Genomic DNA, 9,651 nt, shown 5'->3' on the forward strand with positions numbered 1-9,651 from the left:
TTCAGTATCGGTTTTCCGGCTCAGCGGAACAGCTTGGAGATAGAGACCTCCTGGTAGATGCGCTCAATGGCCTCGGCGAACATGGGCGCCACGGGCAGGTACTTGATCTTGTCGCTCTTGGCGGGATCGATGGCGGGGATGGTGTCCAGCAGGGCCAGCTCCACAATGGCGCTGTTGTTCAGCCGGTCGATGGCGGGACCGGACAGCACGCCGTGGGAGGCGCAGGCGTGGACGCTCTTGGCATGGCCCACTTCCATGATGGCCTGGGCGGCGTTGCACAGGGAGCCGGCGGTATCCACCAGGTCGTCGAACAGGATGCAGTCCTTGCCCTCCACGTCGCCGATGACGTTCATGACCTCGCACTGGTTGGCCTTCTGGCGGCGCTTATCCACAATGGCCAGGTTCATGTGGAGCTTCTGGGCAAAGGCGCGGGCACGGGCCACGGAGCCCACGTCGGGAGAGACCACCACCATGTTCTCGCAGTCGGCGCCGAACTTCTTGGCGTAGTAGTCCACAAAAATGGGGTTGCCGGCCAGATTGTCCACGGGAATGTCGAAGAAGCCCTGGATCTGGGCGGCGTGCAGGTCCATGGTCAGCACCCGGTCGGCGCCGGCGGCCACGATCATGTTGGCCACCAGCTTGGCGGTGATGGGGTCCCGGGCCTTGGCTTTGCGGTCCTGGCGGGCATAGCCGAAGTAGGGGATGACGGCGGTGATGCGGCCGGCGGAGGCACGCTTCAGCGCGTCGATCATAATGAGCAGCTCCATCAGGTTGTTGTTGACGGGGGTGCAGGTGGACTGGACCACGAACACGTCGCTGCCGCGGACGGTCTCGTACAGGGAGACGAAGATCTCGCCGTCGGAGAAGGTGCCCACCTCGGATTCGCCCAGCTTGGTGCCCATGAGCTTGCAGATCTCCTCCGCCAGCTTGGGGTTCGCGTTACCGGAAAATACCTTGATATCCTTACCATGAGAAATCATGTTCAACGCCCTCTTTCTCTATCTTGAATTTTTTGTTTATTTCAATTTTTTATTACGCTTTTCCATGCATCCGCCGGCGGCGGGCAGCCCAGTTCTCTTTGTTCTCCTGCCGGGCGCGGGCCACGGCCAGAGCGTCCGGGGGAACGTCCCGGGTGATGGTGGCTCCCGCGGCGATATAGGCGCCCTCGCCCACGGTCACCGGCGACACCAGGTTGGTGTTGCAGCCGATAAAGGCGTTGTCTCCGATGGTGCAGCGGTGCTTTTTGAAGCCGTCGTAATTAGAGGTGACGGTGCCGCAGCCGAAGTTGACGCCGCTGCCCACGTCGGCGTCGCCCACGTAGGTCAAGTGGCTCATCTTGGTGCCCTCGCCCAGCACACAGTTTTTCAGCTGGACAAACGCGCCCACGTGGCACCTGGCGCCCACGGTACAGTTGGGCCGGATGTGGGCGTAAGGGCCCACGTCGCAGCCGTCGCCCAGGGTGCTCTCGTTGACCTGGGAGGCATTGATGGTCACGTCATCGCCCACGGTGCAGCTGTTCACCAGAGCGTTGGGGCCGATCTGGCAGCGGCTGCCGATGCGGCACGGGCCCTGGAGGATGGTGCCCGGCAGCAGCACGGTGCCCGCGCCGATGGTCACCCGGGGGTCGATATAGACGGCGGCGGGGTCCAGCACGCGGACGCCGCCGCGGATATGGGCCTGCACGATGCGCCCGCGCAGCAGCCCCTCCAGCTCGGCGATGGTGTCCGGTCCGTAGACGGGCAGCCAGCCGGGGACCAGCTCCGCGGCGGTGACGGCGTTGGTCATTTTGGTTTTCCAGGCCTCCTGGAGCTCATAGCCGGGAGCGGCATAGACAAAGCCCGCGCCGGCCTCCTCCACAGGCAGGGCCGCCCGGGGCAGCACCAGCACCGGGTCCGGGCTGTTCAAAAATTTCATGAGGTCGCTTTGCTGCTCGGACACGGTCACATCCGCGTCCGCCGGGAAACAGGCCCGGGCCTCCTCCGCGAAGCGGGGGCCGCAGACGACAAAAAACCGCTGCACGCCATCGGCCAGCAACTTCTCACTCATCCATTGCAGGATCGGGCAGAACAAAACGGCTTCCAGCATCAGCGGCTTGGAGTGCTCCGGGACGGAGGAGTCCTCTTCAAAAAAGAAAACTGCACTCTGGGGGCGAACCATGGAAATCTCCTCCCTCTCACAAAAAATCAGACCCAAAGCGGTCAATCATTCGCTTTCGCGGGTCTATTATATCAAACTTTTGTGGGAAATCCAGTGTTTCCGGCGAATTTATTCAAGAAATTTCTCCGAAATCTCTCCGGGATTTTGCCGTTTTTTTGTAACAGGCAACGGTTCCTCTCTTTTTTCGCGTTTATTTTCCTGTTTTTTCGTCGTTTTGCAGAATTTCTCTCGAATTTGTCGTGGTTTTTTCTGAAAATCCGGAATTTTTTTCACATTATAGTTGAATTTGTTCACGCAAAGGATTACAATGATGTTCGCTTGCATGGAAAGGGGCGATTTCACCGAATTTATGCTTAATATTGTATTGGTAGAGCCGGAAATCCCGCAAAATTGCGGCAATATCGCCCGAACCTGCGCGGCCACCGGCAGCCGCCTGCACCTGGTCCGCCCCCTGGGCTTCGACATTTCGGACCGGGCGGTGAAGCGGGCCGGCCTGGATTACTGGCACCTGGTGGAGGTCTTTGACTACGAAAATCTGGAGGACCTGTTCCGCCGCCGCCCCGAGGCCGCCCAAAACGCCTGGCTCACCACCACCAAGGCGCCCCGCTCCTACGAGCAGGCCCGGTTCACCGCTGACAGCTGGCTGTTTTTCGGCAAGGAGACTGCGGGGCTGCCCCTGGCGTTCCGGGAGCGGTTCCGGGACCGCTGCATCCGCCTGCCCATGGTGTCGGAGGCCCGCAGCCTCAACCTCAGCAACACCGTGGCCGTCTGTGTCTACGAGGCCCTGCGCCAGACCGGCTTCCCCGGTCTGCAGGACACGGGAGAGATGGCGGAGATCTGAGGGCATACTATTCGCATCAACCGCAAATCCACGGCGTATCCCGCCGAATACTTGAAATAACCGACGGAGGTAATTTCCCATGAACTACAACAAAAAAACCGTCCGGGACGTGGACGTGGCCGGCAAGAAGGTCCTGCTGCGCTGCGACTTCAACGTGCCCCAGGACAAGGAGACCGGCGCCATCACCAGCGACAAGCGCATCGTGGCGGCCCTGCCCACCATCCGCTACCTGCTGGAAAACGGCGCCGCCGTCATCGCCTGCTCCCACCTGGGCAAGCCTGTGGCCACCTTTGAGTCCTATGTGAAAAAGCAGGTGGAAAAGGGCAAGGACGCGGATTCCATCAAGAAAGAGGATTGGAAGAAATCCCTGAAGAAGCTGAGCCTGGCTCCCGTGGCCCAGCGCCTCAGCGAGCTGCTGGGCCAGGACGTGATCTTTGCCCACGACGTGGTGGGCGAGGACGCGAAGGCCAAGGCCGCCGCCCTGCAGCCCGGTCAGATCCTGCTGCTGGAGAACACCCGTTTTGAAAAGGGCGAGACCAAGAACGATCCCGAGCTGGCAAAGGCTCTGGCCTCCATGGCGGACCTGTATGTGTCCGACGCCTTCGGCGCCGTGCACCGGGCCCACGCCTCCACCGCCGGCGTGGCCGCCTATCTGCCCGCCGTGTCGGGCTTCCTCATTCAGAAGGAGCTGGAGTTTCTGGGCGGCGCCATCGCCAATCCCAAACGGCCCCTGGTGGCCATCCTGGGCGGCAGCAAGGTGTCCTCCAAGATTGGCGTCATCAACAACCTCCTGGAGATCGCCGACACCATCATCATCGGCGGCGGCATGGCCTACACCTTCTCCGCCGCCATGGGCGGCAAGGTGGGCAACAGCCTGCTGGAGGCCGACTGGATGGACTATTCCAAGGACATGATTGAAAAGGCCAAGGCCAAGGGCGTGAAGCTGCTGCTGCCGGTGGACACCGTCTGCGCCGATGCCTTTGCTCCCGACGCCAACAGCCAGGTGGTCAAGGCCGGTGAGATCCCCGATGGCTGGGAGGGTCTGGACATTGGTCCCGAGACCGTGAAGCTGTACTGTGACGCCGTGGCCGACGCCGGCACCGTCATCTGGAACGGCCCCATGGGCGTGTTCGAGTTCCCCGCCTTCGCCAAGGGCACCGAGGCCGTGGCCGAGGCTCTCAGCCGCACCAGCGCCATCACCATCATCGGCGGCGGCGACAGCGCGGCGGCTGTGGAGCAGCTGGGCTATGCCGACAAGATGACCCACATCTCCACCGGCGGCGGCGCCTCCCTGGAATTCCTGGAGGGCAAGGAGCTCCCTGGTGTAGCCTGCCTGCTGGACGCCTAAAGGGCCCCGCGCCGGAAAAACAGGAAAATTTTTCTCTCCTCCCTTGAAAGGGTTGACAAATGTTCCGGTTTTTTGTATAAAATAGTAGTTTGCGCATCACAGGGGGCCGGATGAGGGCAATTTTCTCCCGCCGCGCCCCTCTGAACAAAAAATATCCACGCTGTTCGACCATACCGATACAGACATAAAGGAGACAAAAGACATGAATCGCAGATATCGCAAGACTGTCATCGCCGGCAACTGGAAGATGAACATGACCGCCACCGAGACCAAGAAATTCGCTGAGGACATCAAGAAGATCATGCCCCGCGCCAAGTGGTGCGAGACGCTGATCTGCGTCCCCGCCTGCAATATCCAGACCGCCGCCAAGGCCTTCAAGGACCTGCGCATCTCCGTGGGCGCCGAGAACGTCTACTTTGAGGAGAAGGGCGCCTACACCGGCGAGGTGTCCGCCGACATGCTGAAGGACCTGGGCGTGAAGTACGTCATCGTTGGCCACAGCGAGCGCCGCCAGTACTTCTGCGAGACCGACGCCACCGTCAACAAGAAGGTCCACGCCGTTCTGAACGCCGGCATGAACCCCATCATCTGCGTGGGCGAGAGCCTGGAGCAGCGTGAGACCGGCGTCACCAACGAGTGGATCGCCCTGCAGGTGAAGAGCGCCCTGTACGGCGTGCCCGCCGACAAGCTGCGCCGCTGCATCATCGCCTACGAGCCCATCTGGGCCATCGGCACCGGCAAGACCGCCACCGCCGAGCAGGCCGGCGAGGTCTGCTCCAACATCCGCGCCACCATCCGCGCCCTGTACGGCGCCCGCGTGGCCCGCGCCGTCACCATCCAGTACGGCGGCTCCATGAATCCCAAGAACGCCGCCGAGCTGCTGGCCCAGCCCGACATCGACGGCGGCCTCATCGGCGGTGCCGCTCTGAAGCCCGAGCAGTTCGTGGACATCATCAACGCCGCGAATCAGGAATAATTCTGTGGGAGGGAGTTTGCTCCCTCCCGGCCTCCCCCGCTGACCGGGACGGCCCGGTCCATACATTTTCGGCAGGCGCGCGTCCTGCCGAAAATGATTTCACCGGCTTCCCGCGGAGAGGGAGGGCTTGCGCGAAACGAGGTTTTTATGAACAAAACACCGACTACCCTTATCATCATGGACGGCTTCGGCCTCACCGGCGGCGTCACCGGCAACGCGGTCCGCGCCGCCCGGACACCCCGTCTGGACCAGTTTTTCGAGGAATTCGCCAACACCACGCTGAAGGCCTCCGGCCTGGACGTGGGCCTGCCCGACGGGCAGATGGGCAACAGCGAGGTGGGCCACACCAACATCGGCGCGGGCCGGGTGGTGTTCCAGGACCTGCCCCGCATCACCAAGTCCATCGCCGACGGTGATTTCTTCCGGAATCCCGCCTATATCCACGCCATGGACGCCTGCAAGGCCAAGGACACGGCCCTGCATTTGATGGGTCTTTTGTCCGACGGCGGCGTCCACTCCCACCTGGACCACCTGTTCGCTCTTTTGAAGATGGCCAAGGAACGGGGCTTGGAAAAGGTCTATATCCACGCCTTCCTGGACGGGCGGGACGTGTCCCCCACCTCCGGCGCCGACTTTGTGGCCCGGACCGTGGAGGCCTGCCGCTCCGCCGGCGTGGGCAAGATCGCCACCGTCATGGGCCGGTACTACGCCATGGACCGCGACAAGCGCTGGGACCGGGTGGAGCAGGCCTATGACGCCATGGTCTACGGCGAGAGCGCCCACTTCAACCCCGTGCCCGTGGCCGCCGTGAAGGACTCCTACGCCGCCGGCATCACCGACGAGTTCGTGGAGCCTGTGGTGTGCGACCCGGAGGGCACCATCTCCGACAACGACAGCGTCATTTTCTTCAACTTCCGCCCCGACCGGGCCCGGGAGATCACCCGGACCCTGGTGGACCCCACTTTTGACGGCTTCACCCGCCAGTACTTCCCCGTCACCTTCGTGTGCAACACGGAGTACGACGCCACCATGCCCAACGTGGAGGTAGCTTTCCCCCGGAACACCGTCCGCAACGGCCTGGGCGAGTACCTCAGCCAGATGGGCATGACCCAGCTGCGCATCGCCGAAACGGAGAAGTACGCCCACGTGACCTTCTTCTTCAACGGCGGCAGCGAAACCGTGTTCCCCGGCGAGGACCGGGTGCTGGTGGCCTCTCCCAAGGTGGCCACCTATGACCTCCAGCCGGAGATGAGCGCCTATGAGGTGTGCGACAAGTGCGTGGAGCGCATCGAGTCCGGTGCCTACGACGTCATCATCCTCAACTACGCCAACTGCGACATGGTGGGCCACACCGGCGTGTTCGACGCCGCCGTGCGGGCCGTGGAGACCGTGGACACCTGCGTGGGCCGCGTGGTGGACGCCACGCTGAAAATGGGCGGCATCGCCATGATCACCGCCGACCACGGCAACGCCGAGCAGATGGAGGAGGCCGATGGCTCCCCCATGACCGCCCACACCACCAATCCCGTGCCCTTCATCCTCTGCGGCGCCGGCACGGAGCTGCGCAAGGACGGCCGCCTGGCGGACATCGCCCCCACCATTCTGGATGTGATGGGCCTGGCCTGCCCCGCCGAGATGGACGGCAAGACCCTCATTGTGAAATAACGCTTCTTTCCAATCGTGAAAAGCGGCGCCCGGCGGGCGCCGCTTTCAGCTTGTCGAAAAAGTCTTTTCGACAAGCTGAAAGCAAGTTTTTTGAACTTTAAAAAGTTCAAAAAAACTTATGATTTAAAACGAAAGACACCCCTCCTGGGTTTCTTTCGTAACTATCTTCCTTCCCGTCGCACAAAGTTTTTTGTTTATTGACAGTCTGAAAGCGGCGCCCGGCGGGCGCCGCTTTTTTCTTGTATGAAATCCGGAAAATTTGTCCATACTTCCCTCAGACTTCATATTCTAGGGAGGGAAGATCATGGCAAATAAATTCAAGGACAGCCTGTCCGGCGCCGGCTTTTACGTCACCCTGGGCGTCTGCCTGGTGACAGCGGCGGTGTGCGGATGGTATTTGCTGCTGGACGATGACGACGGCAGCCAGGAGCCGCAGGCGCCGCCGGTGGAGGCCGCGGCGCCTGCGGAGGTCCCGGCGGAGGCCCCGGAGGCGCCGCCGGAGCCAGAAGCGGAGCCGGAGCCGCCGTCTGAGCCGGAGGCCGAGATACCCGCCGCCGTCATGCCGGAAGCGGTCATCACGGAGCCCGACGTGCCGGTGGTGGCGGAAGCGCCCCAGTTGGTGGTGTCGCCCCTCAGCGGCAAGGTGGTCACCGCCTTTTCCGTGGACCACCTGGTGTACAGCGAGACCATGGGGGACTGGCGGACCCATGACGGCATCGACATCTCCGCCCAGGCGGGCACCAGGGTCCTGGCCGCCAGCGCTGGCACGGTCCTGGCGGTGGAGAACGACGCCCTCATGGGCACCACGGTGACCCTGGGCCACAGCGGCGGCTACCAGACCACCTACGCCTGCCTCCAGGCCACCCCCGCCGTGGAGCAGGGTGATACCGTCACCGCCGGGCAGGTCATCGGCGCCGTGGGCACCACCGCCGCGGCGGAAAGCGCCCAGGGCCCCCACCTGCACTTCTCTGTCACCAAGGACGGTGACGCGGTGGACCCGGAGGTGTATCTGAACAAGTGAGCGCAAAGGCGCCCCGGAGCTTTCGCTTCGGGGCGCCCGGTTTTTCCCATGTTCAGTTCTTCAGTCCCTTCATCCGGGCGTTGGCGCTGCGGACGGTGCGCCGCAGGAAAATGGTGCTGAGGGTGACGGAGGCGATCTCCGCGATGGGGAAGGACCACCACACCAGCTCCAGCCGCCCCGTCCGGGACAGGAGCCACGCCGCGGGCAGCAGCACCACCAGCTGGCGGCACACGGACACCACCATGCTGTACAGGGGATTTCCGATGGCCTGACACACGGAGCCGGCGATGATGCAGAAACCCGCCAGCAGGAAGGAGATGCTGATGGTCCGCAGGGCGGGTACGCCGATGGCCGTCATCTCGGCGGAGGCGTCAAACAGGGACAGCAGCACATCCGGAATGGTCTGGAAGGCCAGAAAGCCCAGGCACATGATACCCACGGCGGTGAAAATCGTCAGCCGCACGGTCTTCCACACCCGGTCCGGCCGGGCGGCGCCGTAGTTATAGGAAATGATGGGCACCATGCCGTTGTTGAGGCCGAACACCGGCATGAAAATGAAGCTCTGGATCTTGAAGTAGGCGCCGAACACCGCCGTGGCGGTGGGCGTGAACACAAAGAGGATCTTGTTCATGCCGAAGGTCATGACGGAGCCAATGGACTGCATGACGATAGAGGGAACACCCACCCGGTAGATCTCCCGGGCCACCGTCTTGTCCCAACGGATGAGCCGGGGGCGGATATGGATGTCGGGATTTTTCTTCAGATTCATCACGATGGCCAGCACCGCCGCTACCATCTGGCCCAGCACCGTGGCCACCGCCGCGCCGGTCACCCCCAGCCGGGGCATGCCGCACAGGCCGAAGATGAAAACGGGGTCCAGCACGATGTTGATAACGGCGCCCACCAGCTGGGTGGTCATGGCCAGAACGGTCCGCCCGGTGGACTGGAGCAGCCGTTCAAAGCAGAACTGGCTGAACAGGCCCACGGACAGTCCCAGGCAGATGCGGGTATAGGCGGTGCCCATCTCCACGATCTCCGGCACGCTTTTGGCCTGGGCCATGAAGAACGCCCGAGAGAGGAAAATGCCGATGCAGGCGAATACCACGGCGTTGCACAGCGACAAAAAGATGCCGGTGCCGGCGGCCCGGTCGGCCATGTCCTGGCGCTTTTCGCCCAGGGAGCGGGACAGCAGGGCGTTGATGCCCACGGCGGTGCCGGCGCCCACGGCGATCATCAGGTTTTGAAGGGGAAACGCCAGGCTCACAGCGTTGAGGGCATTTTCGCTGATGCGGGAGACAAACACGCTGTCCACCACATTGTACATGGCCTGGACCAGCATGGAGATCATCATGGGAATAGCCATGCTGGCCAGCAGCCGGCCCACGGGCAGAACGCCCATCTTGTTTTCCCGGGGTGCCGCGCCTGCGGCGGAGGTCTGATCGTTCATCTTTACAGTTCCTTTCTCTATTATAGATCGGCAGAAAAAGGACGCGGCTCTTGCAGCCGCGCCTTTTTGCAGGTGCTTTTACTTCTTCAGCTCGCCGGTGGCCAGCTGCGTTAGGTAGGCGTTTAAGAATCCGTCCAGGTCGCCGTCCATGACACCGTCGATGTTGCTGGCGCACCCCACACGCCTGCGGCGTGCG

At 62.6% G+C, this 9,651-nt stretch carries 9 protein-coding genes and 1 pseudogene; 5 read left to right on the forward strand and 5 right to left on the reverse strand.

The window, feature by feature from the left end; translation table 11 throughout:
* Window positions 1–20 precede the first annotated feature (20 nt).
* The 3 genes from ACTQ4R_RS11485 to ACTQ4R_RS11495 all read right to left on the reverse strand — a co-directional run bounded on the left by ACTQ4R_RS11485 (window position 21) and on the right by ACTQ4R_RS11495 (window position 2,481).
* Complete coding sequence (locus tag ACTQ4R_RS11485) at window positions 21–980, reverse strand: ribose-phosphate pyrophosphokinase (protein ID WP_441628805.1); 960 nt, start codon at window positions 978–980, stop codon at window positions 21–23.
* A gap of 52 nt (window positions 981–1,032) precedes the next feature.
* On the reverse strand, window positions 1,033–2,157 hold the full coding sequence (locus ACTQ4R_RS11490) for a DapH/DapD/GlmU-related protein (protein WP_441628807.1): 1,125 nt from the start codon (window positions 2,155–2,157) through the stop codon (window positions 1,033–1,035).
* A gap of 108 nt (window positions 2,158–2,265) precedes the next feature.
* Window positions 2,266–2,481, reverse strand: coding sequence for a hypothetical protein (locus ACTQ4R_RS11495; RefSeq protein WP_441628809.1), 216 nt, complete (start codon window positions 2,479–2,481; stop codon window positions 2,266–2,268).
* Between the two features lie 25 nt (window positions 2,482–2,506).
* Between ACTQ4R_RS11495 and ACTQ4R_RS11500 the strand changes: the two genes are divergently transcribed.
* From ACTQ4R_RS11500 to ACTQ4R_RS11520, 5 genes are all read left to right on the forward strand, one after another.
* Window positions 2,507–2,998 carry a tRNA (cytidine(34)-2'-O)-methyltransferase gene (locus tag ACTQ4R_RS11500; protein WP_441628811.1) on the forward strand — a complete coding sequence of 164 codons (492 nt, stop codon included), beginning with the start codon at window positions 2,507–2,509 and terminating at the stop codon, window positions 2,996–2,998.
* 79 nt (window positions 2,999–3,077) lie between these two features.
* Complete coding sequence (locus ACTQ4R_RS11505; protein ID WP_441628813.1) at window positions 3,078–4,346, forward strand: phosphoglycerate kinase; 1,269 nt, start codon at window positions 3,078–3,080, stop codon at window positions 4,344–4,346.
* 202 nt (window positions 4,347–4,548) lie between these two features.
* Window positions 4,549–5,322, forward strand: coding sequence for a triose-phosphate isomerase (tpiA, locus tag ACTQ4R_RS11510; RefSeq protein WP_441628815.1), 774 nt, complete (start codon window positions 4,549–4,551; stop codon window positions 5,320–5,322).
* A 147-nt stretch (window positions 5,323–5,469) separates the two neighbouring features.
* On the forward strand, window positions 5,470–6,987 hold the full coding sequence (gpmI, locus tag ACTQ4R_RS11515; protein WP_441628817.1) for a 2,3-bisphosphoglycerate-independent phosphoglycerate mutase: 1,518 nt from the start codon (window positions 5,470–5,472) through the stop codon (window positions 6,985–6,987).
* A 304-nt stretch (window positions 6,988–7,291) separates the two neighbouring features.
* Window positions 7,292–8,008, forward strand: a complete 717-nt coding sequence (locus tag ACTQ4R_RS11520) for a peptidoglycan DD-metalloendopeptidase family protein (protein ID WP_441628819.1) — start codon at window positions 7,292–7,294, stop codon at window positions 8,006–8,008.
* 52 nt (window positions 8,009–8,060) lie between these two features.
* Here ACTQ4R_RS11520 and ACTQ4R_RS11525 read toward each other — a convergent pair whose 3' ends face one another.
* Window positions 8,061–9,455, reverse strand: a complete 1,395-nt coding sequence (locus tag ACTQ4R_RS11525; protein ID WP_441628821.1) for an MATE family efflux transporter — start codon at window positions 9,453–9,455, stop codon at window positions 8,061–8,063.
* Window positions 9,456–9,533: 78 nt separating this feature from the next.
* Window positions 9,534–9,651 (reverse strand): annotated as a pseudogene (gene prfB, locus ACTQ4R_RS11530) (peptide chain release factor 2); the annotation flags it as partial.

This window comes from Dysosmobacter sp. Sow4_B12 (genome assembly GCF_052116665.1).
Lineage (GTDB): Bacteria > Bacillota > Clostridia > Oscillospirales > Oscillospiraceae > Oscillibacter.

Coding starts and splice junctions, on each gene's coding strand:
- ACTQ4R_RS11520 (WP_441628819.1), top strand. CDS start 7,292: ATGGCAAATAAATTCAAGGACAGCCTGTCCGGCGCCGGCTTTTACGTC.
- ACTQ4R_RS11500 (WP_441628811.1), top strand. CDS start 2,507: ATGCTTAATATTGTATTGGTAGAGCCGGAAATCCCGCAAAATTGCGGC.
- ACTQ4R_RS11490 (WP_441628807.1), bottom strand. CDS start 2,157: ATGGTTCGCCCCCAGAGTGCAGTTTTCTTTTTTGAAGAGGACTCCTCC.
- tpiA (WP_441628815.1), top strand. CDS start 4,549: ATGAATCGCAGATATCGCAAGACTGTCATCGCCGGCAACTGGAAGATG.
- gpmI (WP_441628817.1), top strand. CDS start 5,470: ATGAACAAAACACCGACTACCCTTATCATCATGGACGGCTTCGGCCTC.
- ACTQ4R_RS11505 (WP_441628813.1), top strand. CDS start 3,078: ATGAACTACAACAAAAAAACCGTCCGGGACGTGGACGTGGCCGGCAAG.
- ACTQ4R_RS11525 (WP_441628821.1), bottom strand. CDS start 9,455: ATGAACGATCAGACCTCCGCCGCAGGCGCGGCACCCCGGGAAAACAAG.
- ACTQ4R_RS11485 (WP_441628805.1), bottom strand. CDS start 980: ATGATTTCTCATGGTAAGGATATCAAGGTATTTTCCGGTAACGCGAAC.
- ACTQ4R_RS11495 (WP_441628809.1), bottom strand. CDS start 2,481: ATGCAAGCGAACATCATTGTAATCCTTTGCGTGAACAAATTCAACTAT.